The 22,045-nt window shown below is 66.5% G+C and carries 24 protein-coding genes and 5 pseudogenes; 15 read left to right on the forward strand and 14 right to left on the reverse strand.

Going from position 1 to position 22,045, the window contains the following annotated elements; translation table 11 throughout:
* Nucleotides 1–1,773 precede the first annotated feature (1,773 nt).
* The 3 genes and pseudogenes from ACFOYU_RS10635 to ACFOYU_RS10645 form a co-directional block, all read left to right on the forward strand.
* A complete protein-coding gene (locus ACFOYU_RS10635; RefSeq protein ID WP_036353738.1) occupies nucleotides 1,774–1,983 on the forward strand; it encodes a cold-shock protein in 210 nt (69 codons plus the stop codon).
* A gap of 202 nt (nucleotides 1,984–2,185) precedes the next feature.
* Nucleotides 2,186–2,293 (forward strand): annotated as a pseudogene (locus ACFOYU_RS10640) (IS5/IS1182 family transposase); the annotation flags it as partial.
* A gap of 13 nt (nucleotides 2,294–2,306) precedes the next feature.
* Nucleotides 2,307–2,411 (forward strand): annotated as a pseudogene (locus ACFOYU_RS10645) (IS6 family transposase); the annotation flags it as partial.
* Between the two features lie 75 nt (nucleotides 2,412–2,486).
* On the opposite strand, the pseudogene ACFOYU_RS10650 reads toward ACFOYU_RS10645, so the two are convergent.
* Nucleotides 2,487–2,573 (reverse strand): annotated as a pseudogene (locus ACFOYU_RS10650) (hypothetical protein); the annotation flags it as partial.
* A 99-nt stretch (nucleotides 2,574–2,672) separates the two neighbouring features.
* Between ACFOYU_RS10650 and ACFOYU_RS10655 the strand changes: the two are divergent.
* Genes ACFOYU_RS10655 through ACFOYU_RS10670 form a run of 4 tightly spaced genes read left to right on the forward strand, consistent with a single transcriptional unit; the run spans nucleotide 2,673 to nucleotide 5,217 of the window.
* Complete coding sequence (locus tag ACFOYU_RS10655; RefSeq protein WP_377033505.1) at nucleotides 2,673–3,635, forward strand: threonine/serine dehydratase; 963 nt, start codon at nucleotides 2,673–2,675, stop codon at nucleotides 3,633–3,635.
* Nucleotides 3,636–3,687: 52 nt separating this feature from the next.
* Nucleotides 3,688–4,356: a GNAT family N-acetyltransferase gene (locus tag ACFOYU_RS10660; protein ID WP_377033506.1), complete on the forward strand. Its 669-nt coding sequence runs from the start codon at nucleotides 3,688–3,690 to the stop codon at nucleotides 4,354–4,356.
* The gene (locus ACFOYU_RS10665) at nucleotides 4,353–4,544 is read left to right on the forward strand and encodes a hypothetical protein (RefSeq protein ID WP_377033507.1); all 192 of its coding nucleotides are present in this window, start codon (nucleotides 4,353–4,355) and stop codon (nucleotides 4,542–4,544) included. The genes ACFOYU_RS10660 and ACFOYU_RS10665 overlap by 4 nt, the downstream gene beginning before the upstream one ends.
* Nucleotides 4,545–4,590: 46 nt before the next feature.
* The gene (locus tag ACFOYU_RS10670; RefSeq protein ID WP_377033508.1) at nucleotides 4,591–5,217 is read left to right on the forward strand and encodes a glutathione S-transferase family protein; all 627 of its coding nucleotides are present in this window, start codon (nucleotides 4,591–4,593) and stop codon (nucleotides 5,215–5,217) included.
* A gap of 232 nt (nucleotides 5,218–5,449) precedes the next feature.
* On the opposite strand, the gene ACFOYU_RS10675 is transcribed toward ACFOYU_RS10670, so the two are convergent.
* The 5 genes from ACFOYU_RS10675 to ACFOYU_RS10695 are packed head-to-tail and all read right to left on the reverse strand — an operon-like array spanning nucleotide 5,450 to nucleotide 8,806.
* Nucleotides 5,450–6,244 (reverse strand): alpha/beta fold hydrolase, encoded by a 795-nt coding sequence (locus ACFOYU_RS10675; protein ID WP_377033509.1) that lies wholly within the window; start codon nucleotides 6,242–6,244, stop codon nucleotides 5,450–5,452.
* 25 nt (nucleotides 6,245–6,269) lie between these two features.
* Nucleotides 6,270–6,929 carry a DJ-1/PfpI family protein gene (locus ACFOYU_RS10680; RefSeq protein ID WP_377033526.1) on the reverse strand — a complete coding sequence of 220 codons (660 nt, stop codon included), beginning with the start codon at nucleotides 6,927–6,929 and terminating at the stop codon, nucleotides 6,270–6,272.
* Nucleotides 6,842–7,075 carry a twin-arginine translocation signal domain-containing protein gene (locus tag ACFOYU_RS10685; protein WP_377033510.1) on the reverse strand — a complete coding sequence of 78 codons (234 nt, stop codon included), beginning with the start codon at nucleotides 7,073–7,075 and terminating at the stop codon, nucleotides 6,842–6,844. Before ACFOYU_RS10685 ends, ACFOYU_RS10680 begins: the two co-directional genes overlap by 88 nt.
* A gap of 29 nt (nucleotides 7,076–7,104) precedes the next feature.
* Complete coding sequence (locus tag ACFOYU_RS10690) at nucleotides 7,105–8,349, reverse strand: cytochrome-c peroxidase (RefSeq protein ID WP_377033511.1); 1,245 nt, start codon at nucleotides 8,347–8,349, stop codon at nucleotides 7,105–7,107.
* Nucleotides 8,350–8,359: 10 nt separating this feature from the next.
* Nucleotides 8,360–8,806, reverse strand: coding sequence for a FixH family protein (locus tag ACFOYU_RS10695; protein ID WP_377033512.1), 447 nt, complete (start codon nucleotides 8,804–8,806; stop codon nucleotides 8,360–8,362).
* 153 nt (nucleotides 8,807–8,959) lie between these two features.
* Here ACFOYU_RS10695 and ACFOYU_RS10700 point away from each other — a divergent pair, with 153 nt between their 5' ends.
* Together ACFOYU_RS10700 and ACFOYU_RS10705 are read left to right on the forward strand one after the other, a co-directional pair.
* Nucleotides 8,960–9,730 (forward strand): helix-turn-helix domain-containing protein, encoded by a 771-nt coding sequence (locus tag ACFOYU_RS10700; protein ID WP_377033513.1) that lies wholly within the window; start codon nucleotides 8,960–8,962, stop codon nucleotides 9,728–9,730.
* A gap of 179 nt (nucleotides 9,731–9,909) precedes the next feature.
* Entirely contained in the window at nucleotides 9,910–11,274 is a 1,365-nt protein-coding gene (locus ACFOYU_RS10705; RefSeq protein WP_377033514.1) for a PLP-dependent aminotransferase family protein, read from the forward strand.
* Between the two features lie 20 nt (nucleotides 11,275–11,294).
* Here the strand turns inward: ACFOYU_RS10705 and ACFOYU_RS10710 are convergent, their stop codons facing one another.
* A complete protein-coding gene (locus ACFOYU_RS10710) occupies nucleotides 11,295–11,840 on the reverse strand; it encodes an RBBP9/YdeN family alpha/beta hydrolase (protein WP_377033515.1) in 546 nt (181 codons plus the stop codon).
* Nucleotides 11,841–11,965: 125 nt separating this feature from the next.
* Here ACFOYU_RS10710 and ACFOYU_RS10715 point away from each other — a divergent pair, with 125 nt between their 5' ends.
* The 5 genes from ACFOYU_RS10715 to ACFOYU_RS10735 are packed head-to-tail and all read left to right on the forward strand — an operon-like array spanning nucleotide 11,966 to nucleotide 16,536.
* The gene (locus ACFOYU_RS10715; protein ID WP_377033516.1) at nucleotides 11,966–13,198 is read left to right on the forward strand and encodes a PLP-dependent aminotransferase family protein; all 1,233 of its coding nucleotides are present in this window, start codon (nucleotides 11,966–11,968) and stop codon (nucleotides 13,196–13,198) included.
* A 39-nt stretch (nucleotides 13,199–13,237) separates the two neighbouring features.
* Complete coding sequence (locus ACFOYU_RS10720; RefSeq protein ID WP_377033517.1) at nucleotides 13,238–14,413, forward strand: MFS transporter; 1,176 nt, start codon at nucleotides 13,238–13,240, stop codon at nucleotides 14,411–14,413.
* Between the two features lie 31 nt (nucleotides 14,414–14,444).
* Nucleotides 14,445–15,182 carry a sulfite exporter TauE/SafE family protein gene (locus tag ACFOYU_RS10725; RefSeq protein WP_377033518.1) on the forward strand — a complete coding sequence of 246 codons (738 nt, stop codon included), beginning with the start codon at nucleotides 14,445–14,447 and terminating at the stop codon, nucleotides 15,180–15,182.
* A gap of 21 nt (nucleotides 15,183–15,203) precedes the next feature.
* The gene (locus ACFOYU_RS10730) at nucleotides 15,204–15,845 is read left to right on the forward strand and encodes an AAA family ATPase (RefSeq protein WP_377033519.1); all 642 of its coding nucleotides are present in this window, start codon (nucleotides 15,204–15,206) and stop codon (nucleotides 15,843–15,845) included.
* Between the two features lie 13 nt (nucleotides 15,846–15,858).
* Nucleotides 15,859–16,536: a DJ-1/PfpI family protein gene (locus ACFOYU_RS10735; RefSeq protein WP_377033520.1), complete on the forward strand. Its 678-nt coding sequence runs from the start codon at nucleotides 15,859–15,861 to the stop codon at nucleotides 16,534–16,536.
* A 257-nt stretch (nucleotides 16,537–16,793) separates the two neighbouring features.
* Here ACFOYU_RS10735 and ACFOYU_RS10740 read toward each other — a convergent pair whose 3' ends face one another.
* From ACFOYU_RS10740 to ACFOYU_RS10760, 5 genes are all read right to left on the reverse strand, one after another.
* On the reverse strand, nucleotides 16,794–17,750 hold the full coding sequence (locus ACFOYU_RS10740; RefSeq protein WP_377033521.1) for a serine aminopeptidase domain-containing protein: 957 nt from the start codon (nucleotides 17,748–17,750) through the stop codon (nucleotides 16,794–16,796).
* Between the two features lie 9 nt (nucleotides 17,751–17,759).
* A complete protein-coding gene (locus ACFOYU_RS10745) occupies nucleotides 17,760–18,548 on the reverse strand; it encodes an oxaloacetate decarboxylase (RefSeq protein WP_377033522.1) in 789 nt (262 codons plus the stop codon).
* Nucleotides 18,549–18,559: 11 nt separating this feature from the next.
* Nucleotides 18,560–19,027 (reverse strand): cupin domain-containing protein, encoded by a 468-nt coding sequence (locus ACFOYU_RS10750; RefSeq protein WP_377033523.1) that lies wholly within the window; start codon nucleotides 19,025–19,027, stop codon nucleotides 18,560–18,562.
* Nucleotides 19,028–19,038: 11 nt separating this feature from the next.
* Entirely contained in the window at nucleotides 19,039–19,779 is a 741-nt protein-coding gene (locus ACFOYU_RS10755) for an SDR family oxidoreductase (RefSeq protein WP_377033524.1), read from the reverse strand.
* Nucleotides 19,780–19,842: 63 nt separating this feature from the next.
* Nucleotides 19,843–20,742 (reverse strand): NAD(P)-dependent oxidoreductase, encoded by a 900-nt coding sequence (locus ACFOYU_RS10760; protein WP_377033525.1) that lies wholly within the window; start codon nucleotides 20,740–20,742, stop codon nucleotides 19,843–19,845.
* Nucleotides 20,743–21,473: 731 nt separating this feature from the next.
* Between ACFOYU_RS10760 and ACFOYU_RS10765 the strand changes: the two are divergent.
* Nucleotides 21,474–21,569 (forward strand): annotated as a pseudogene (locus ACFOYU_RS10765) (LysE family translocator); the annotation flags it as partial.
* Nucleotides 21,570–21,598: 29 nt separating this feature from the next.
* Here the strand turns inward: ACFOYU_RS10765 and ACFOYU_RS10770 are convergent.
* Both ACFOYU_RS10770 and ACFOYU_RS10775 read right to left on the reverse strand, forming a co-directional pair.
* Nucleotides 21,599–21,844: pseudogene (locus ACFOYU_RS10770) on the reverse strand (transposase); the annotation flags it as partial.
* Nucleotides 21,845–21,928: 84 nt separating this feature from the next.
* The coding region (locus ACFOYU_RS10775) for a transposase (protein ID WP_377033527.1) at nucleotides 21,929–22,045 on the reverse strand (117 nt) is incomplete at its 5' end.

Genomic DNA, 22,045 nt, shown 5'->3' on the forward strand with positions numbered 1-22,045 from the left:
TTTGCCGCCGTCGCTACTGACGCGAACGGTTCATCACCAAGTGAGACCTTCCAAGCGCAATGCAAGAAAAGAGGGCCTGCAGGTGTGGCTTCAGGAAACCCGCAGGCCCTCCTCCGGCCGATGTCTTGGGAGAGCATAGCCGTATATAAGGCTGCGCTTCTTTCCAGTCGTTGTCGATTGGCTCAAGCGGATGAGCCGGTCCACGTTGTGGAAAACCAGTCTTCCGACCGCATCACCGCCACAATCGCGGCCCAGCTTGCGTCTGCGGCCCTCTCCCATAACGATCCCCCAGGATACCTTTTGTGGGCGCGGCGCCGACTAGCCCCTGGTTTCGTTCAAGTCGCCTGTGCGGGGCGTGGGCGAAAAGGACGGTCGGCGTCTCTTTTCCTGGCTCTGCCATCCGTCGCCCCCAAAAAGAAAACCCCGTTCAGCCGGGGGAGGTGAACGAGGTCTCTGGAGGGCGTACGCGAGACACGGCCCGCACGCCCATCTCCAACGGCCAAGGTTAATATTCCGTGAGAGGTTCGCCCGACCGATTTGCTCGGGTAGCGCTCAAAAAAGCCCCCTCGCCGGCGGTGGCCGAGGAGGGGGCAGGTCCAGAGGGAGGAGCAACAATGCGTCAGCTCCGCACCCCAACCATTAGGTCCAGGAGTTGTTCCGGACCGAAGCGACAGTTTCTGCGCCAAACATCCTAAAAGATGTCGCTATCATTCGGGCAGGCCGGCAGAGGCGGCAAAAAAGCCGTTTGTTCTGGGCCTATACTGCATCGCGGCTCAGGGCGCCGGAATGACTGCCGCAACTCGGAAAAACCGCAAGAACCTATTCCGATAATTGGCGCTATGAAACGCACAGGCAGAGGGCAGACCTCGTGCGCGCGAGGTTACATCGGAAGAATACAACGTAACCATACGTGCAGACAAACCGGCCTAGCCCGGGCAACACAAGCACTCTCGGCCCTTCTGCCCCTGTGGTCGGACCTTGAACGCCCCCGTTTCGAACGGCTGGGCGTTTTCTTTTTAGCGCTCCGCGCGGGCATGCCAGGGACACCCGACACGAAAAAAAGAGCCGGTTGGGGGCAGACCTGACCGGCTCGCACCATGCCCCAACCCTGGGGGAGCTGCGTATGGCTAAGGCAGCCTTGCGCAGGTCATGGTACCAAGTCGATCATGCGAGCGCATCGAGAGCCGGGGTTTTGCGCCACATCGTTAACGGTTGTCAGAGACGCGAAACGAGGACAGCCACGCGACGGTGCCTGTTCCATAAGGGGCCTATCGAAAATTGGGCCTCATGGCGTATCCAGATAGATTGATAGTCAGCGCCCCGCATCCTCGTTCCGTCAGGACGTGAGCCTCAAGTTGGCGGATAATCGGGCTCGAGGATGGTGATCGTCGGCTCACCTGGCGGCAGGCTAAACGTATCGATGAGCGTCGCATCTTCCTCGCCGAGATTGGCGGCTGCCATGGCGGTGTTTGGCGCGACTGGTCCGGGAAGTAGCCCTCCAGCACCCGCTCGCCTCCCCTCTCCTTTTGGATCAGGCGGGCCAGGAACGGAGCTATGATAAACTGGCGAAGCATGGTCATCCTGCGTGTGGCCCTCCTCAGGTGGTCTGATCGGCTCCAGAACCATCAATTTTGGAGCTAAGGCACGGGAGCGCCGGGTGAAAGTAGCCTGGGTTGCGCAAAGCACAGGAGTGACCGGGACACTTGACCTCTCAACCAGACGCGGCAGGATGACTTTGCGATAGCTCACCTGACGGAAATTGAGGAATATTCAATGGCGACTGGTACTGTGAAGTGGTATAATGAAACTAAAGGCTATGGCTTCATTCAGCCGGACAATGGCGGTAAGGACGTCTTCGTCCATGCCACAGCCCTTGAGCGGGCCGGCATGCGCGGCCTCGCTGAAGGCCAGAAGATCTCCTACGAAGTGGAGGCTGACCGCCGTACAGGCAAAGAGTCTGCAACCAACCTGCAGAAAGCCTAATGAGCGGATAGTCAGGGATTTTAGTGCGGGCTCTCCAAGCCGCTCCTGACAGAGCGGCTTATTTATCCTCCGGGCCCGCTGTCTCAGATTGAGACCCCATCATGGTTCCAGGGCACCGCGCTGAACGTGAGACGGCAGCGAGACTGGAGAGGCCATTCCTGTGCTATTGATCGTGGACAAGTACTCAGTCGATAAGGATCAGACCAGATTGAAAGAGTGGCGGGCTGTTGCAACGCGCTACGAGAAGACCGCCTCATCCTTCATGGGCGTGCTCTGCCTCGCCGCTGCAATCGACTGGCTCAAGAACTAACAGGCCGTAGTGCTGCAAATATGGGATCAGCTATCGCGACCTGGCTGAAACGATGTCCGAGCACGGTGTCGCAGTTGATCCAAGCACGATCTTTCGCAGGGTCCCTCGACCACCGCCACGACCCTCTCGATGACACCCCGTCCCTTTTCAGCCGTGAGATCCGTCGCTGCACGGCGGAGGCCGACAGCCCCACCTGGACGGCGATCGCCTCGCCCGGCATTTCGGCATCCTCCTGGACGAGCCCGAGGATGCGCAGGTCGAGGTCGTCAAGTTCAGCCATGCAAGAATCCTGCAAATAATGAGCTTACTACGCGGTTTGGCCGCGCATCCATTCCGAAGAACGGTAACAAGCTGCGCAGGATACTGCTAGGCTTGTGTCATGAACACCATGTCCCTGTCACCAGCCCGCGTCGCCGAGGCACGTCCCCTCATCGACCCGATCTTCCTCGGCTCCGCCCTGCGGACGTCGCGGGATCTCGACCTGGACCTCGGCATGTCGCTGTGGCTCAAGGACGAGACCGAAAACCCGATCCGCTCCTTCAAGGGCCGCGGCACGAGCCTGTTCGTCAATCGCGAGCTGGGCGAGCCCACCACCCTCGTTGCCGCTTCGGCCGGCAACTTCGGCCAGGGCCTGGCCCATGCGGCAGTCCGGGCCGGACACCGTGTAGTCGTCTTCGCCGCCGAGACGGCAAGCCCCCTCAAGATCGAGGCCATGCACAGGCTTGGGGCCGAGGTCATCCTCCACGGCCAGGATCTCGATGCCGCCAAGGCCGAGGCGCGGGCCTTCGCAGCCGAGCAGGGCTTCCGCTTCGTCGAGGACGGGGCGGAGCCTGCCATCGCCGAGGGCGCGGGCACGATCGCTCTGGAGATGACGGAAGCACTGTCTGCGCTTGACGCCGTGCTCATCCCGCTCGGCAATGGGGCGCTCGCGACGGGGTTGGGATGCTGGCTCAAGCACCACTTGCCGCAGACCCGCATCGTCGCCGTCGCGGCCGAGGGGGCGCCCTGCATGGCGCATTCCTTCGTGGCAGGCCAGCCGCTGGAGACCCCTGCCGTCGACACGATGGCCGACGGCATCGCCGTCCGTGTCCCAGTCCCCTTCGCCGTCGCCACCATGAGAGAAACGGTCGACGAGGTGCTCCTCGTCAGCGACGAAGCAATCCTGGAGGCCATGCGGCTAGCGCGTCGGCATCTGGGCTGCGTCGTCGAGCCGGCAGGCGCCGCGGGTCTCGCCGGGATTCTCACCCGTCGACAGGACTACGCCGGCGCCCGGGTGGCTACCGTCCTATGCGGCGCGAACCTGACGCCGGAGCAGGTCGCGGCTTGGCTGCCGCCGAACTAGCCCTCACGTCCACCACCTTCAATCCAGCGTCACACCATTGGAGAAGAGCCCAATGCCCCTGCCTGCCGGAGTGGCCAGTCACCCTGCCCTCGCTTTCACGACGACCACACTTGCCGAGATCATGACCGCCTACTTCGAGGGCTATGTCATCCCCCAGGCGATCAGCGGCGAGATGTTCAACGCCCGCTTCCGTCGCGAGTCCCTCGACCTGCGCGCCAGCCGTGTGCTCGTGGAGAGCGACCGTCCCGTCGCCCTCATCGTCGTGGCCCGCCGCGGCTGGACGGCCCGCATTGCCGCGATGGGAATCATTCCCTCGCACCGGGCCCGGGGTCTCGGACGGGCCGCGTTGAGCGAGGTCATCAATGATCTGCGGCGGCTCGGCGACCGTCGCCTCATCCTCGAGGTCATCGACACCAACGAGGCCGCAATCCGCCTCTACAGCAGTCTCGGGTTCGAGACCCGCCGCCGACTGATCGGGTACCGTCGCCCGGCGGACGTCGCGGCTCCACCTCCCGTGGTGACCTCGTCGAGGTCGACCCGCTGTCGATCGCCCGCAGGCTCGCCGAGGAAGGTCCGGCCGATCTTCCGTGGTTCCTGGCTCCGGAAACTCTGGCTGCGGTGGCGGCGCCGGCACGTGGGCTGTGCCTGGAAGAGAATGCCTTCGCCATCGTGGAGCCTGCGCCGCAACCCGCAAGCCTTGCCCTGCGAACGCTGGTCGTGAACCGCGCCATGCGCGGACGCGGGTTAGGGCGCGCGATGATTTCCGCCCTGGCCTCCGCCTATCCGGGGCAGGATCTGCTGATCCCAGCGAACTTCCCCGAGGAACTGGCCCCAGAATTCATGGCCCGCATGGAATTCGAGCGGACGCCGATCAGCCAGTTCGAGATGGACCTCGACCTCGCTGCCTGAGGCGCACAGCAACGATCCTGAATTCAAGCCATTGAGGGGATGTCCGATGCCTGATGAATACGAACTGATCGCCTCCAAGGGCTGCGGCTCGGCCGTGATCGAGATGGCACTGGCCCTGGCCAGCCTGCCGCATCGCGTGACGCTGATCCCCTATCTCAAGCCGGGACCCGGGCGCGAGCGACTGCTGTCACTCAACCCGCTGGGGCAGGTGCCGACGCTGGTAAGGCCGGACGGTGCCGTGATGACCGAGAGCGCCGCCATGGTGCTGCACATCCACGACGTGGCGCCTCAGGCGGGGCTCGTTCCGTCCGACGTCGACCGCCGGGCTGCGTTCTTCAACCTGCTGGTCGTCCTGGTCGGCGCCGTCTACCCGACCTTCACCTTCGGGGACGAGCCGGAGCACTTCGGGCTCGACGATGCTGCGGCTGCCATCCTCCGATCAGAAAGCGACACCCGTCGCATGCGGATCTGGCAGCACATGGAAACCCTTATCTCGCCCGCACCTTACGCGCTCGGATCGGCCTTGACAGCGATCGACCTGTACCTTGCCGTGATGACCGCCTGGAGACCAGGACGCGTATGGTTCGCGGAACACTGCCCGAAGCTGCTCGCGGCCACCGATGCGGCTGCGCAGATCCCGGCTGTCGCCCGCGTGATCGAGCGGAACGCGTAGCATGCGCGACGGCACGTTCCTTGTGCCCTCCCCGCCGGCCCGCGGGAACTGACAGGATCAGCCGCCATCCAGAGCGTGCCGTCGCGGCAGAGCGCCGTCAGCAACGCCGGGTCCATCGTTTCGCCGTCCGCCAACCAGGCCAGACCGACGTCCCGGAACACGGATGCGGCGGAGCGCTCGACGTCCGCGAGTTCGCTCACATCCTCGGAACGGGCAAGGCGAACGGAGGGCATCATGCGGTCTCCTTCTTCGTGCCGGTGCGATCACGACCGTCGGGCGTCCTCCTGCGGTCCGCTTCGGGCCGGCTCTCCGTGATGGCCATCAGATGCGCAGCGAGGGTGTCCGGCGCCGAGTAGAAGGGCGAGTGGTCCGTGTCAATCGTTATGACCTCACGGCAGGGCATCTCCGCCGCCATCATGCGCTGGAGCTGGGGCGCGATGGCCCGGTCCCGGGTGCATTCGATGTAGACCCGGTCCACCGATCCGTAGCGCCCGTCCGTCACCTGCAAGGGCGTCGTGAAGCTCATCATCGGCTCCGGTCCGGAGAGCGCCTCCGCCTGGGCCACCCACTCGTCCGGGGTGGTGTTGTAGAACACGCGTCGCACGGCATCGGGTGCGATGGTGGACGTCGCCCCGTCGGGAGCGAACACCAGCGAGTCCTTCGACTCCGGCCGCGGCGGAATCCGCCGCATGGTCTCGTGCAGGGTGCGCCCGTTCGGCACCAGGAAGGCGGCTAGATAGACGAGCGTCCGGATGCGGTTCGGCACGTATTCCGCCGCCTGGCTCACGACGATGCCGCCGCGGCTGTGGCCGACGAGGATGACGGGTTCAGGCTGCTGCCGGACGATGGCAGCCACAAAGCGGGCCCACTGCTCCAGGGTGACTTCGGCAAGCGGGCTGCCGTCATTGCCCATGCCGGGCAGATCGGGAGCGATAGCGCAGTGGCCCTGGGCTTCCAACAGCGGCACGATCCGCTCCCAGCACCAGGCGCCATGCCAGGCGCCATGCACCAGAATGAATGTCGACATCTCTTTTCTCCTTGCTGGGATCTCATCAAGCCGGTTGGACGCGCAGGCCCTTCGCCTCTTCGACAAAGCCGTGAAGGTCGGCCTCCAGGAGGCGGGCGATCTCCGGCCGCGCGGTTTCCAATGTCCCTCCGGTGATCGGCGGCTCAGGAGCATACTCGCTGATCAGCACGCCGAGCTCGGCCACCGGGCGGCCGCGCAGCTCCGCCACGAGCGCGATGCCGAAGTCGATGCCGGCCGAGACCCCCGCCCCGGTGATCACGTTGCCGTCCCGCACGATCCGGCTTCTCTCCGGGGTCGCGCCGAACTGCGGCAGCAGCGGCACGACGGACCAGTGAGAGGTGGCGCGTCGGCCCTTCAGGGCTCCGGCCACGCCGAGGATCAGCGAGCCGGTGCAGACGCTGGTGACATACTTCGCCCGCGAGGCGCGGTCGCGCATGAACGCGCCGGTGGCTGCATCACGGGCCGCAGCCAGGGTTCCCTTGGTGCCTCCGGGCGCGAAGATCACCGTCAGGTCGGCCGGGCAGTCGGCCATGGTGACCGTCGGCTGGACCGCCAGGCCGAGGTCGCTCCGGACCGGGCGCAGGTCGGGCTGGTTTGTCACCAGGTGGACCGTTGCGCCGGGAATACTGCCGAGGAAGTGGTAGGGCCCAACGAAATCGAGCGCCGTGAAGCCGGGATAGAGCAGCTCGCGATCTGCTCGTTTCCTTTAAGCTTCAGATCCGGCATGCGGGCGGCGAGTTCGCGCGGATCGGCTGGTGAGGCCTGGGACAGTGCCGGGGCGAGAGCGGCCGCAGCCGCGGCATGGGTCAGCAGGGTGCGTCGGTTGATCATGATGATGTCCTTTGGGCTGTGGAACGATGTCAGAAGCCGTTGCGGCTCTGGCCCTCCGCTTTCGGGTTCAGGGTGGCGAGGAACGCCATGAGCTGTCGCCGCTCGGCTTCGCTCAATTTGAGAGGGCGAAGCTCGCTGTGGCCGGCCGGAGCCGCGGGGGCGGCGTTGTAGTGGGCCACCACGTCCGCCAGCGTGGCGATTTGGCCGGCATGCATGTACGGGGGGCGGTCTGCGGCGCCGCGCAGCGAGGGCGTCTTGAACGCGCGCAGCAGCTCGTGCCCGTCCGCCGCCATGAAGCGCAGCTCGGAGCAGTCGCCCTCGCCCGCATCGCTGTACGGGCCCAGGCAGTTGAACGGGTCCTCGCGCACCAGCTTCGCGCCGGCGGCCCGGCCTTGATCCTCCGGCAGCCCGGGAGCCGCCGGCACGCCGGTGTTGTGGAAGTGGTTGTCGGTCAGGAGCGGACCGTTATGGCAGTTGACGCATTCACCCTTGCCGATGAACAGGCGCAGCCCGGCGACTTCATCCTCGGTGAGGATGCCTGCACCGCCGCTGGAGCCGAGGGCGGACGCATAGGCGTCGAACCGCGTCTGCGTTGGCAGGACCGTGCGCTCGAAGGCGGCGATGGCCTTGCCGATGTTGGCGAACACCCGGTTGACAGCGTAGCGGTCAGTCTCTGCCATCGCCTTCCAGGCCGCAGCCGCATCCAGGTCGGCAACGGGGCCGGCCCGGGGCGGCAGGTGGCTCATGTCCGGCATTGGCCCGAACACGGCCTCATAGGATTCCCGGTAGTGCTCGGCGATGATCCGGGCGTACTGGGTGCGGTTGCCGCCATGCTCGACCGGACTTTCCAGCGGGCCCAGCGCCTGCGACCACAGGCTGTCCTTGCGTCCGTCCCAGAACAGGAACGGACTGTGCGCCATGCCGGCAATCGGCATCGTGCGCCGGCTGGTCATGCCGACACCACGCGCCAGCGGTACGTCGTCCTGGAACTGGCGTTCGGGCAAGTGGCAGGTGGCACAGGCGACCTGGCCATTGGCGCTGAGGCGCACGTCGAAGAACAGCGCACGACCGAGAACCGCCGCCCGGGGATCGTCGGCGACCCAGTTGGAGGGATCCGCAGGCTGCGGCGGCAGCGCGTTGAGCGCGAGCGACCGGATGATCGCGCGCTCTTCCTCCGTCCAGCCTTCGGCCGGAGCGGAGGCGGCATGGAGCCCGGCAGCCAGCAGTCCGGCACCAAGCAACACCAATGAGAGAATGGTAGCCGCCCTGCGCATCGCGACCTCCTCAGAGCACGAGGTTGAAGGTGACGGTGTCGGCGCCCTTCGGTCCGTCGATGGCCAGATCTAGCGTCCACCAGCCGCGCATGTTGAACCTCATGCCCTCGATCAGGTAGCGGCCGTCGCCAAGGCTCTTGGTCACCTGCGGCGCCGTCGGCAGGCCATGACCGTGCTGCGGCATGCCGCCGTCGACGGCGATGCTCGCCACCTTCACGGGAGCGCCGGCGGGGGTCCGGACGGTCACCGTCCAGGCGTGCATCGCCCCGACCGCGATGGGATTGGCTTGCGGCGCGATGGCCGCCTTGTAGAGGCCTGCTGCCGTGGGCTTGTCGAGCGCGAGGTCGAGTCCATCGGGGACGGAGCGCATCATCGCGCCGGCGGTGACGACGCCAACGGTGAGCAAGAGTGCGGGGATGCCGAGCAGCAGCGCGCGGCGCGAGGTGATAGAAGGCATGTCTGTTCCTTTCCGGCGCCGCTGCGGCACCCGTCGTGAAAGGACACAGGTACGCGCCGCGGTGGCGTGGCGCTTGAACGAAGCGGCTGACTTCCAGCGGAGCAGCGCCTATCCTGACAGCGAAAACGCGAGGTGGGATTGCCGGGGGAGCGCATGAGGACCGTAGGACGTGGCCGGATCGTGCTGTGGGAAGGCGCCAGCCTCTGGGCCTTCGACGTGCCGCCCGGGCACGATGCCCAGCCGACGACCCGGTGGCATGCCCACCATGCCATCCAGATCACCCTCTCCGCCGGCGGGCGCTTTGCCATCAGGACCGAGGGAGAACGCGCCGAAGGCCCTGTCGTTCTCGTCGCGCCGGACATGTCCCACGCGCTCGAACCCGAAGGCAGGATCGCGCTCCTCTTCGTGGAACCGGAGAGCCGGGCCGGCCGGACTCTGATGCATCGGCTGGCGGGGGCGACAGTAACGCGTCTGGATGGTGCGCTCTCCGCGCATGCGCCGAGGAGGCTCTCCGGCATCTGGTCGGACCCGCGGCCGGACGACGGGGCGATCGCCGCCCTCGGCCAGTCCATCTTGGAGGATATCGTCGGCAGCGCCCTTCCCCCACGGCCGCTCGACCCGCGGATCATGCGCGCGCTCGACTGGATCTCCCCGCGCCTCGGCGGCCGGATCGCCCTCGCCGAGGCAGCCACCGTCGCCTGCCTTTCGGACGACCGGTTCCGCCATCTGTTTGCCGACGAGATCGGCCTGCCCTTCCGGACCTACCTGCTCTGGCGGCGTCTCATGCTCGCCGTCGAGCGCACCGCGGCCGGCTCGTCCCTCACCGCGGCGGCGCACGAGGCGGGGTTCGCGGATTCGGCGCACCTGAGCCGAACCTTCAGCCGGACGTTCGGCCTTCCGGCGGCATCGCTGGAGCTGACGTAGCCGTCATCGGCATGACGGCACCAGCCGTCGGAGGCCGAGATGGGGCCATCCGGGGCACGGGAGGAACACCGGATCGACCCTACGAGGCAACCGCCATCCCGTGGATTGTATTTGTTGACTCAACTATCAACCGATATAATCGCCGGGATGTGTCAACCCGCCCATGGAGAGGAACCTTCTTGTCCAGCAATGTCCTGAGCCTTGGCGACCTGTCCCTGCCCGATACCGATCTTCCGCTGCCTGAGCGCCTGGCGGACGCCATTGAGACCGCCATCCTGCGCGGCAACATCAAGCCGGGCCAGAAGCTTCCGACGCATCGCGAGATCTCGAAAGGATTCGACGTCTCCATCGGGACCGTGACCAAGGCGATCGATTCCCTGAGCCGTCGCGGCATCGTCCGCGGGGAGATCGGCCGGGGCACGTTCGTGCAGGATGCGGAACCGTCTCGGGAGACCAAGGTCGTCGATCTCAGCATCAATGGCCCCCCGCAGGTCGTGAAACCCGAGGTCATGGCAGCCGCGGCCGAGCGGGCGGCCCGCTACGTCGCCGGGCTGCCGAACGGAGGATATGTCGACCTGACCGGAACTCTTGAGCAGCGGGTCACGCTCGCAGGATGGCTCGGCAGGACCAGGCTCGAGGGCGCCTTGGCGGACGACCTCGTCCTCTGCGTGGGCGCGCAGCACGGGATCTTCCTCTGCCTTGCGGACCTCGCCGAGCAGTCCCCGGCCATCGCGACCGAGGGAGCGACCTTCAACGGCGCCATGGTGGCCGCCGAGAACCTCGGCATGAAGGTGCTTCCCGTCCGGTACGACGACGAGGGCATGATCCCGGACGATCTCGACCGCGTGCTCAGGCAGGGCAAGTGCAAGGTGGTCTACACCACGCCCGTGTGCCAGAATCCGCTCGGCTTCGAGACGGGCCTCCAGCGCCGGAAGGACATCCTCGCGGTGTGCAGGAAGCACGACGCCTACATCGTCGAGGACGACATCTACGGCTTCTACGGCACGAAGGGCGCTCCGACCTACAAAGCCCTTGCCCCCGAGAAGGTCTACTACGTCACCAGCCTCTCGAAGAACCTGTCGCCGGTGCTGCGCGCCGGCATCGTCATTCCCCCGAAGGAGCGGCGGAAGCGGATCGCGGTCCGGCTGCGGGCCGAGGTCTGGGGCGCATCCTCGCTATCGACCGGCACCGGATGCGCGCTGATCGAGATGGGCGCCGACGTCACGGCGGCCGGGCACCTGAAGGCCGAAGCCCGGGAGAGGCTCAAGCTCGCAGCCGGGATCATCAACCTCCCGGCCCTGCCCATGCCGGAGGGAGCGCCGCACGTCTGGCTGCCGATGCCGCTGCTGGAAGCCGAGAAGCTGGCTCGCAGGGCGAGCGAGCACGGCGTCCGGCTGACCCCGCCCGACTCCATGGTCGTGGAAGGGTCCGGTGTCGGCGGCATCCGGCTCTGCGTCCTGGCCCCCCTGGGACGGAACGACCTGGAGCGCGCCCTCAGGACGATCGCAGGCCTGATCTCCGGCCCCGATGAGGCCGTGATCTGACCGACCTCTCATCGTCGGCCCTACGACGGCTGCCGGGTTCCTGCGGCGAAAGCCTCGAACAACGCTGCACCCTGCGGCCAGTCGCCAAGGCCGCTCGCCGCGTTGATGTCCCCGAGCGCGCCGGCGTCGATGAAGCCGCTGCCCCACTGCCGGGCCCGTCCTTCCATGTAGTCGAGGGTGCCGAACGGGTCGTTACTGCTCGCGACGATCAGGGATGGGAAGCGGAGCGCACCTTCGGGTTGGTTGTCGAAGCCGGTCGCCTCCGAGGGAAAGCGTCCTCCCGAGGGGTCGGGAACCGACACGAGGAAGGCGCCGCGGACGGGCTGTGAGCTTCGTGCCGCCCACGGCGCGATCAGCAGGCATGCGAGGCTGTGGGCCACGATCAAGGGCGGCTCGCTCGCTTCCTCCACCGCCCGCTCGAGGGCCGCGATCCAGTTCCCGAGCTCGGGACGATCCCAGTCGTCCGGGCGGAAGCGGCGCATGGCGGGGTTCCGCCTCTCCCAATGGGTCTGCCAGTGATCCTCGCCCGATCCGTTGATCCCGGGAAGGATGATCACGTCCGTCATGCGTCGCTCCGCGTGGTGAGATGATCCGGGGTGCGTTTCCGAAACGAACCGCTCATTTAGGTAAGCGATATTGACATAATCTGTCCACTGGTTTGTATTGTTTGTATCGAGTGAGGACAATACAAATGCAGGATATGTCGCCGACCGGCCCGCTGCTGGCCCAACGGTCATCGCGAATGACCGCATCCGAGATCCGCGAGCTGCTGAAGCTTCTCGACAGGCCCGGCCTGATCTCGTTTGCCGGAGGCATCCCGAACCCGGCGCTCTTCGACATGGAGGCCTTCGAGCAGGCCTACGCCAGCGCCTTGGGCCAGTCCAAGGGAGGACGCGCCGCCCTCCAATACTCGACCAGCGAAGGCTACCTGCCCCTGCGCCGGTGGATCGCCGACCACATGGCCGCGAAGGACGTGCGGTGCGAGCCGGACAACATCCTGATCACCTGCGGCTCGCAGCAAGGCCTCGACTTCATCGGCAAGCTCCTCCTCGACCCGGGCGACACGGTGGTGACGGCGGCTCCCACCTATCTCGGCGCGCTCCAAGCGTTCAATGCCTATGAGCCGCGCTACGACACCCTCGGCGGCAACGGCACGGCGAGCCTCCTGCGCACAAGTGCGGAGGCCCACGGAAGCCGTGTGAAGCTGATCTACCTGGTGCCTGATTTTGCCAACCCGTCGGGCGCGACGCTCGACCTGGCCTCCCGCGAGCGTGCCCTCGCCATCGCCGGGGAGCTCGGCTGCCTCATCGTCGAGGACGCGGCTTACACCGCCTTGCGGTACGATGGCGAGGACCTGCCACCCATCGCCGCCCTCGACCAGGCACGGTGCGGCTCCATCGAGGAGAGCCGGACGCTCTATTGCGGCACCTTCTCCAAGACACTGTCGCCGGGCCTGCGCGTCGGCTGGGTATGCGGACCGAAGCATCTTCTCCATCGGCTGACCCTTGCCAAGCAGGCGGCGGACCTGCATAGCGCCACCATCAACCAGATCGCCATGCACGGGGTCGCACTTGCCCGTTACGATGACCAGGTTGCGGCGGCCCGCGCGTGCTACCGGGAGCGGCGCGATGCCATGCTCGCATCCCTCGAGCGTCACGCGCCGGACGGCATGGAATGGACGAAGCCGGAAGGCGGCCTCTTCGTCTGGGTCACCCTGCCCGAGGGCATCGACGGGCGTCGCCTGCTCGAGCGCGCGGTCGACGAACAGAACGTCGCCTTCGTGCCGGGGCAGGCCTTCTTCCCGGACCGCTCGGGGGCGAATACCCTGCGGCTGAGCTTCTCCCTGCCCGATCCGCAGACGATCGAGGAAGGCATCGCCCGCCTCTGCAAGGTGATCAGGCCAGAACTCCCGGCGAGGTACTGAAACGGGAATCCGACAGGTTCCCTCGGCATGGAGCGTACGGTGTCGATCCAACGTCGGACCGTCCTTTGCATCGGCTTCGGTCAGCTCATCTGCTGGGGGATTTCCTATTACCTGATCGGCGCCTTCGGCGAGATGATCGTCGCCGATCTCGGATGGAGCCGTACGCTCGTCTACGGCGGCTTCTCCGTCGCCCTGGTGGTGATGGGCCTCTCGTCCCCGCTCGTGGGCCGCCTCATCGACGCGCATGGCGGACGGTCCGTGATGGCGGTCGGCTCCGCCTTGACGGCGCTCGGCTGCATCGGGCTGGCGGTTTCACATGAGATGGTGGGCTACTATGCCTCGTGGGTTTGCCTCGGGCTGGCGATGCGCCTGACCCTGTACGAGGCGGCCTTCGCCGCGCTGGCGCGGCTCGGCGGCCCCGAGGCCCGACGCCCAATGTCTCAGATCACGCTGTTTGGGGGGCTGTCATCGAGCGTGTTCTGGCCCATCGGCTTCTTCCTTGCGGGCCAGTTCACCTGGCGCGGAGCCCTGCTCGCCTATGCCGCGTTCGCGCTTCTTACCGTGCCCCTCTACCTCGCCATCCCGAAGGATCGCCATTCCGCGGCAACCGACGGAAAGCCCCTTCCCGATCAATCCTTGAAGCATCCTCCCACCCGGGATCGCACGGTCACCGCCGGATTGTTCTGCCTCGTCGTGGTAATGACGAACGTGCTCAGCTCCGCGATGTCGGCGCACATGATCGGCGCCCTAGAGGGAATGGGCGTGACGGCCGCAACGGCGGTCGGCATCGGTACCCTACGGGGCATCGGCCAGTTCGGCGCCCGCCTGTGCGAGGTACTCTTCGGCGCCCGTCTGCATCCGCTGGACCTTTATCTGATCGCGGTGGCCCTGCTGCCGGCCTCCTTTGGTATCGGCCTGCTGACACCCGAGATGCTCGCTGCCGCCTTCGTGTTCGCGCTCCTGTTCGGCGCGGGAAACGGACTTGTGACCATTGGCCAGGGAACCGTGCCGCTCTTCCTGTTCGATCCGGCAACCTATGGCGCTTACGTGGGCAAGCTTTTGGTGCCGGGCTTTCTCTTCTCTGCCGCATCCCCGCTCCTGTTCGCCTTCGTCATCGAACAATACGGCGAGAGGACCGCCATTGGCGTCTGCTGCGGCATGGCGCTCGTGGCACTGCTTGCGGTCGCGCTTCTGCGACGGGCGGCAAGCGCGTGATCATGCGCTCGTTTTGGGAGATGCCAGGATAATGCCGTTCGAGACCGTCTTCATCGTCGCCGTCTTCCTGCTCGCAGGCCTGACCAAGGGCGTCATCGGCATGGGACTGCCGACCATCGCCATGGGCCTGCTCGTCCTCGTCATGCCGCCCGTGGAGGCCGCGACGATCCTCATCGTGCCATCGCTGGTTACGAACCTCTGGCAACTCCTGGCCGGACCGGACGTGCGCGCCCTCCTCCGGCGACTGTGGCCGATGATGGTGACGGTGACCGTGGGAACGTTCATGGGCATCCGACTGCTCGTCGATGACGGATCCGGCGCTGCGGGCGTGGCTCTCGGCCTCGCGCTTGCCGCCTATGGGCTCCTCGGACTGTTCGGCCGGACTTACCATGTGCAGGAACGCCACGAGGCGTGGGCCACCCCGCTCGTCGGATTCGCGACCGGGATCATCACCGGGGCCGCCGGGGTCTTCGTGATCCCGGCGGTCCCGTACCTGCAATCGCTCGGTCTCGCGAAGGACCGCCTGATCCAGGCGCTCGGGCTTTCCTTCACGGTCTCGACGCTCGCCTTGGGGTTTGCCATTTACGGCCATGGGGAGGTGCGGCCCTCGTTCGCCTCCACCTCGGTGTTCGCGCTTGTCGCGTCCCTCATCGGCATGCATGCCGGGCAGCTCGTCAGGGACCGCCTGGAGCCGGCAACGTTCCGGAGGGTCTTCTTCGCCAGTCTCCTGCTGCTCGGCCTGCACGCGAGCTACGTGGCGCTGGCCTGAACCCCGGGGCGGAGGAATGTCATGGAACCAGGGTTGATGCACGGGCATGAACGAGGGTCGACAGTACGGTTCGTCGTGGTTTCCGGCTGTTCAGGCGGCGGGAAGTCGACGTTGCTGGCGGAACTCGCCAGGCGCGGCCACGCCGTTGTAGATGAACCGGGGCGGCGGATCGTCAGGCAGGAGCTGCAAGGCGGCGGCACGGCGCTTCCCTGGGTGGACGGGGTCGCATTCGCCCGTCGCGCGATCGCGATGGCCTTGGAGGACCGGGCATCGGCAGCGGCCCTGAACGGATGGGTGTTCTTCGATCGGGGACTGGTCGATGCCGCGGCCGCGCTATGGCACCTGACAGGGGAGCCAACCCTGACCGCACTCGCACGATCGCATCGCTATCATCGAACGGTCTTCCTGGCGCCACCGTGGCCCGAGATCTACGTAAACGATCCGGAGCGTCGTCACGGCTTCGAGGCGGCGGAAGCCGAGTACCGCCGCATTCTGGAAGCCTACCCGGGACTTGGGTACGACGTTTCCGTCTTGCCCAAGGTCGGCGTTTCGAAGCGAGCCGACTTCGTCGAGGCGGCTTTGCTTCGTTCGACGCGCACCGGGGATGGTCACGTCGACCCTGCGCTTCCAATCCCGGCAGGATCACCTCACCACCAACGGTAAGCCTGGAGACCCCATGCACGTCGTCATGCTCGCCTACCCACGGATGACCCGACTTGAGCTGACAGGCCCCTACGAGGTGTTCACCCGTTTCGAGGTGCTGTCCCTTCACCTCGCCTGGAGGTCAGCCGATCCGGTCGTGGACGGAAGCGGCCTGCGTCTAGTTCCGACGACAACCTTTTGCAAGTGTCCCCATGCCGACATCCTGTTCGTCCCCGGCAGTCCGGGGCAGATACACTTCATGCAGGACCGGGAGGTTCTCGACTTCCTCCGATCGCAGACCGCGAACGCGGCTTACGTGACCTCCGTGTGCACGGGATCGCTCGTGCTTGCCGTCGCCGGCCTGATGACAGGCTATAGCGCAACCTGCCATTGGCTGTCCCTCGACCAACATGCCTATTTCGGGGCACAGCCAGTGGCGGAGCGCGTCGTCGCCGACCGCAACCGGGTGACAGGGGCAGGGGTCACCTCGTGGATAGACTTCGCCCTCACGCTCGCTGCAAGTCTCTTCGGCGAGGAGCGCGCCAGGAGGGTGCAGCGCTCCATGGGGTACGACCCCGCGCCTCCGTTCCCCGGCGGATCGCCTGGGCGTTCGGACCCAACCATCGTCGCGGCTGTCCGGGAAGCGTCGATCGGCTTTCAGCGGCAACGGGAGCGGATCGCAAGGGCGGCAGCGGCGGCCTTGAAACAATGACAATTCGACGAGCCGGACCCGGACGGCCCCGATGGAGATCATCGCGCCGGTGATCCGCCGGGCCCTGCAAGATGGCCAGCATGGGCTTCCGCCCGTGTACCTGAATCCGACGATCCGTGGCCCGATGCCGCCCACGCGGAAAAGGCCCGCTCGCCCCTGCCGAACCCCGGCATCGACACCGTGATCGTCACGGGGGAGATGGGACACCGGCCTTGTCCCGCGCCCTCGTCATCGTGACGACAGGAAGCAGGGATGCGTCATGTGCAGCGTGCGCGCAGCGGAACCGGTTCCGCGCGTTCCGCTTCCCTGCCACGCATGGGAGCGATGTCGTCGCTCCTCCGCTCCCATGGGTTGGCGCCCTCCGCCAGCCAGGCGAGCGACTGCTTCCAGAAGCCATCCGTATGTCTCGAATGGAACAGCCCGAAGTGACCGATGGCGCTGTGGCCTAGGTCCGCCGGATCGAGATGGACGAAGGCCCGCTCCGCCGACTTGTAGTAGGACAGTCCGCGCTTGACGGCCACCGGAGGCGCATATTCGTCGTCCGACAGGGTGACGGCGAGGATCGGCGCGGTCACGGCGGCAAAGCGCCGGAGCAGGGCGTCGCGCCGATCCGGCGGATGGTTGAGCTCCATCCGTGCCCTGCGGAACGACCATTCGTTGGCCACGCCCGCCGGCATGTCCTCGAGCCAGCCGAGGCGACGGCCGGGAAAATAGCCGCACAGGGCGGTGACCACGGGCATGAACACATGCCACCTGACGAACAACGGAACGCGTTTGTGGGGAGCGTAGTCCCGCCACCAGGCATATTGCGCTCCCACCGTCAGCATGCGGTCGACCAGGACGGCGCTCTCCGCCAGGCCCGGCAGGAAACCGCCGAAGCTGTGGCCCACCACCAGCAGGCAACCGTCCGGATCGTGCGTCTTGGCGAACCGCACGGCGGCGTCGAAGTCCAGCTCGCCCCAGTCGCTCCACCGGAAGCCGCACCCGCGCAGCCGCTGCGGCCGCGAGAGGCCGATGCCGCGGTAGTCGTACGTGAGCGCGTCGAAGCCGTTCTGGGCCAGGAAGCCGGCGTAGTAGTGATAGTACCTGGCGAGCACCGCAGTGGCCGGATTGACGATCACGGTGCCTTGGCTCGAGCCGTCGGTGCGCCACAGGTGCCCGCGCAGCCTGTAACCGTCGGCGCAGGCGATCTCGACCTCCTCCGGTTCCCGCATTCCTCCCTCCTAGCGATGGTTATAGACGAAGGTGCCGCGCTCGCGGATCCAGCTCGCCGCGTTGACCATGGTGGCCTCGGCCGTGCGGGCGAGTGCGCTGCCCAGGCTGATGCGGCCGATGCCGATGGCGGCGAGGTCCGCGACAGAGAGCGGCGGCGCATCGAGCCCCATGAGTACGTTCACCGGCTTGTCCACGGCTTCGCACACGGCCCTGATGGACCGGAGGTCCGGCAGGCCCGGTGCGTACAGCACGTCGGCGCCTGCCGCCGCAAAGGCCCTCAGCCGCGCGATGGTGTCGTCGAGGTCGGGCCGGCCGTGCAGGAAGTTCTCGGCCCGCGCGGTGAGTACGAAGTCCGATCCGCTGCCATGCGCTTCCTCCGCCGCGGCCCGCACGCGTTCGACGGCAAGCCCGAATGGGTAGATTGGGTCGTCCGGGTGTCCGGTCGCGTCCTCGATGGAGCCGCCCGCGAGGCCGACGGCGATGGCGTAGTGGATGGTCTCGGCGCATCCGGCCGGATCGTCCGCGAAGCAATTCTCCAGGTCAGCCGATACGGGCAGGTGCGTCGCACCGACGATCGCATGGGCGTTGGCCAGGGTTTCGTCACGGCCGAGGGCCCTCACCCCATCCTCGACTCCCAGCGAGAGCGCAAGGCCGGCGCTCGTGGTGCCCAACGCCTCGAAGCCGAGGGAGGTCAGGCGCCGGGCGGAGCCGGCATCCCAGGCATTGGCCAGAACGAAGGCCCGCCTCTCCTCGTGCATCCTGCGGAACAGTGCCGCCTTCTCGGATTGTGTCGTCATCGTCCGATCCTTCAGTAGGGGGAGCCGTCCTTGTGCCGGAACACCCAGCCCTGCGGGCCGAGCTCGCCGACGAGATCGTCGGCCGGGTAGCTGACCTCGTCTCCCTTCGTGCGGTCCCCGATCTCGAGGTAGGTGACTGGGACGTCGGAGCGGTTCTCGAGATGATGGCTGGCACCGCCCGCCTTGAACCCGGCGCACATGCCTGCGCCGAGGACCGTCTCTATGTCCCCGGTGACCAGGACGGCCTTACCCTCCAGGACGTAGACGAACTCGTCCTGGAGGGTGTGACGGTGCTGGAGCGCCGAGACCGCTCCCGGCTCCAGCGTCGTCAGGTTGGCGCCGAAGTTCGAGAGACCGAAGAGGTCGCCGAGCGGGCGCTTGGTCCGACCTTTCATCCGCGAGGCGAACGGCTCCGGGTAGTTGGACGGCTTGGTCCGTGCTGGGGCTTCGGTTGCCCCGATGGCGATCGGCAGTTTCATAAATGCTCTCCTCATAGTCCGCCGGATACCCGAAGCACGGCCCCGGTCACGTACGATGCCTCCGGCGACAGGAGCCACAGCACGGCATTGGCGATCTCGTCCGCCTCCCCGATCCGGCCCATGGGCACGCGCGAGACGACGCGCTTCGGGCGGTCCGGCTCCCCCGCTGCGGCGTGGATGCCGGTGTGGACCGTGCCCGGAGCGACCGCGTTGATGCGAATGCTAGAGGCGGCGACCTCCTTCGCCAGACCGACGGTGAGCGCCTCGACGGCGGCCTTGCTCGCGGCGTAGTGCACGTACTCGTTCGGGGCGCCGAGGGTGGCGGCAATGGACGAGATGTTGACCATCCGGCCCGGTGTCCCGTTCCCGTCCCAGCGGCGGATGGCTTCCTGCGCCATCAGCATCGTCCCGAGGACATTGGTGTCCAGCGTCCGGCGGATCGTCGACAGGTCCGCGTCGCGGAAGGAGCCGATGCGCCCGGTGATCCCGGCATTGTTCACGAGGCTTGTGACGCATCCGAGGAGTGCCTCCGCTTGGTTGAAAAACGCGCTGGCAAACCCGGGATCGGCGATGTCACCGCGGACCGCGTGCACCTTGGAACCCGCATCCTTCAGGTCCGCCACAAGGGTCCCGGCCGCGTCATCGTCCCTGAGGTAGCTGAGGCCGACCGCATGTCCCCGGGACGCGGCTGCGCGCACGATGGCCGCCCCGATCCCTCGTCCGTCCCCGGTCACCAACACGACGTCGTTCATGGCGAAACCCTTCCGTTCGGACGGGACCGATGGCAGTCCGTCCCGTTCGCATGTCGCCTCGGCCTACGGGGCATTGCTCGCGGACCGCGCGACCGCGTCGGTTCGCGCCTCCAGTGCGTGCAGGACCGAGACCATGTCCTGCTGCCCGTGCCCCAGCGCCAGCATCTCGCCGTACAGGGCATGACAGACATCCAGCAGGGGTGACGTCAGCCCCGCCGCCCTCGCCTGCTCGGCGATCAGCCGGTTGTTCTTCAGGACATCGACGATCGACGCCTGGGCCTTGAAGTCGCGCGCGACGAGCTTCTCGCCCTTCACCCGGGACACGTTGCTCGCCATGGGGCTGGCGTCGAGCACGTCCCGCAGCCGCTCGAGGTCTAGGTGGTGACGCTCCGCGAAATGAACCGCCTCCGCCAGACCCGTCACCATGGCGATCATGAACAGGTTGACCGAGAATTTCATCAACAGGGCGGACGGGACGGGACCGCAGACGACGGTCTCGCGGCACATCGGCGCGAGCAGCGGACGCACTTCCTCCATGACGGCAGGCTCCCCCGCGAGCATCGCCACGAGCTGCCCGGCCTCGGCGGGCTTGCGCGATCCCGACACCGGACACTCGACATAGTGGCCGCCGGCCGCGTGGATGTCCGCCTCCAGCCCGCGCGAGTACGCTGCCTCCACCGTTCCCATGTTCACGACGACATGCCCGGCGACGTTCGTCCCGAAGGCCGCAGTGCCGCGGCCCAGCACGGCATCGATCGCCCCACCGTCGTACAACATGAGGACCACGATCCTCGCCTGCCGGAAAACGTCCGGTGCATCCGAGGCTACCGACGCTCCGGCCGCACGCAGGGCCTCGCACTTGTCTGCCGAGCGGTTCCAGACGACGAGCGGCGTCCCGGAACGCGCGAGGTTGAGCGCCATGGGACCGCCCATGATGCCGAGACCGATGAATCCTATGCTCATGTCGCGCTCCTGCCGGCGTGGTTCCGGTCGCGCCCGCGCACCGGACTATGACCTCTAAGGGACTGCGGCGCGAGGCGCCGAACGCAGCTAAATACATCACAGATACAAGTCAAATACAATATTGGTATTGTCGCACACTAAGCTTGACACAAGGGCAGAGACGATGCCGTGCTCGCGGGTATGGCGGGAGGGCCAGGTGCCGACGGTGCATTCTCGGGACATACGGATCGGCCGACGGTGGCGTCGATAGGTTCACGGCATGACATTTCGGCAATGGACCGTATTGACGAGTTCGATTGATTTCCTATTTGTTCCGCCATGCCGACGAACCCTTCACGCACCGTCTGCACCGAACCGCGCGTTTCGCGCGCCGCAGCCGTGCGCTCGGCACGAATAGCCTCGATACGCTGACCTCCCGAACCCGCCCCTGATCGGTTCACGCGACGGCCGTTGCCGTCTGCCTTGGGACGAGCGTACCCATGCCCATCATCTCCTCCTCCGACATCATCGCCGACGATGAATCCGACCTCCTGGCTCACCTCCGCGAGAGCGCATCCGCCCTCTCCTTCCATCCGCGCGGCACCGTCCGCTGCCGGGGCGTGCCCCTGTTCCGGAACCAGGCCGCCCGCGACCTCGGCTGCCTTCTCGACGTCGATCCCGACGTCACGTCCTGGACATGTCTGCCTACGGTCCTCGCCTACGGCACCGGGATGCACGTGCCTGACGTCGCCGTCACCTCCCGCCCGCGGGTTCTGGCCTGGATGCGCCGCGTTTTTGCGACCGCCTTTGTGGCACTCGGAGCAAGGCTCGCTCTGGCCGAGCGCTGAGGCATGCTCCTCGCTCGGTAGCGGAACTAGCCATAGACCGTCCGCCAGTGCCCAAAATGGATCAGCAGCATCCGCCAGCCGCAGCCCGAACGCACCAAGTAGCGCACCGCGTTGATCACCTCCCGGAACTCCACCTCGCGCGGCCGGCCACGGCGACCCGGTTTGGACATGAGCGGCGCAATCCGCTCCCATTCCTCATCCGTCAAATCGGACGGATAACGCTTCGTCTTTCGGGCGATCCTGGCCATCCGGCCCCGCTGCTCTGGTGTCCACATCCAGAGCTTGAATCACAACCAGCCCTCGACACGAGTCCCCTCAGGGCGATTTCCCAAACAGGCTCTTAGATTGGTTAGGTACTGTTAGGTCTTGAGCCAATCGAGAGCGGCGGCGAGACAGAGTATGCCCATGAACGATGAGGCCGTCTTCTCGTAGCGGGTTGCAACAGCCCGCCACTCCTTCAACCTCGCCCAGAGCCG

Origin of the sequence: Microvirga sp. GCM10011540 (assembly GCF_042650665.1) — a bacterium.
In the GTDB taxonomy this organism is placed as follows: Bacteria; Pseudomonadota; Alphaproteobacteria; order Rhizobiales; family Beijerinckiaceae; genus Microvirga; species Microvirga lenta.

Bases quoted from the DNA above. Each gene is read 5' to 3' on its own strand.
- ACFOYU_RS10635 (WP_036353738.1), top strand. From the start codon at position 1,774: ATGGCGACTGGTACTGTGAAGTGGTATAATGAAACTAAAGGCTATGGC.
- ACFOYU_RS10655 (WP_377033505.1), top strand. From the start codon at position 2,673: ATGAACACCATGTCCCTGTCACCAGCCCGCGTCGCCGAGGCACGTCCC.
- ACFOYU_RS10660 (WP_377033506.1), top strand. From the start codon at position 3,688: ATGCCCCTGCCTGCCGGAGTGGCCAGTCACCCTGCCCTCGCTTTCACG.
- ACFOYU_RS10670 (WP_377033508.1), top strand. From the start codon at position 4,591: ATGCCTGATGAATACGAACTGATCGCCTCCAAGGGCTGCGGCTCGGCC.
- ACFOYU_RS10675 (WP_377033509.1), bottom strand. From the start codon at position 6,244: ATGTCGACATTCATTCTGGTGCATGGCGCCTGGCATGGCGCCTGGTGC.
- ACFOYU_RS10685 (WP_377033510.1), bottom strand. From the start codon at position 7,075: ATGATCAACCGACGCACCCTGCTGACCCATGCCGCGGCTGCGGCCGCT.
- ACFOYU_RS10690 (WP_377033511.1), bottom strand. From the start codon at position 8,349: ATGCGCAGGGCGGCTACCATTCTCTCATTGGTGTTGCTTGGTGCCGGA.
- ACFOYU_RS10695 (WP_377033512.1), bottom strand. From the start codon at position 8,806: ATGCCTTCTATCACCTCGCGCCGCGCGCTGCTGCTCGGCATCCCCGCA.
- ACFOYU_RS10700 (WP_377033513.1), top strand. From the start codon at position 8,960: ATGAGGACCGTAGGACGTGGCCGGATCGTGCTGTGGGAAGGCGCCAGC.
- ACFOYU_RS10710 (WP_377033515.1), bottom strand. From the start codon at position 11,840: ATGACGGACGTGATCATCCTTCCCGGGATCAACGGATCGGGCGAGGAT.
- ACFOYU_RS10715 (WP_377033516.1), top strand. From the start codon at position 11,966: ATGCAGGATATGTCGCCGACCGGCCCGCTGCTGGCCCAACGGTCATCG.
- ACFOYU_RS10725 (WP_377033518.1), top strand. From the start codon at position 14,445: ATGCCGTTCGAGACCGTCTTCATCGTCGCCGTCTTCCTGCTCGCAGGC.
- ACFOYU_RS10730 (WP_377033519.1), top strand. From the start codon at position 15,204: ATGGAACCAGGGTTGATGCACGGGCATGAACGAGGGTCGACAGTACGG.
- ACFOYU_RS10735 (WP_377033520.1), top strand. From the start codon at position 15,859: ATGCACGTCGTCATGCTCGCCTACCCACGGATGACCCGACTTGAGCTG.
- ACFOYU_RS10740 (WP_377033521.1), bottom strand. From the start codon at position 17,750: ATGCGGGAACCGGAGGAGGTCGAGATCGCCTGCGCCGACGGTTACAGG.
- ACFOYU_RS10745 (WP_377033522.1), bottom strand. From the start codon at position 18,548: ATGACGACACAATCCGAGAAGGCGGCACTGTTCCGCAGGATGCACGAG.
- ACFOYU_RS10750 (WP_377033523.1), bottom strand. From the start codon at position 19,027: ATGAAACTGCCGATCGCCATCGGGGCAACCGAAGCCCCAGCACGGACC.
- ACFOYU_RS10755 (WP_377033524.1), bottom strand. From the start codon at position 19,779: ATGAACGACGTCGTGTTGGTGACCGGGGACGGACGAGGGATCGGGGCG.
- ACFOYU_RS10760 (WP_377033525.1), bottom strand. From the start codon at position 20,742: ATGAGCATAGGATTCATCGGTCTCGGCATCATGGGCGGTCCCATGGCG.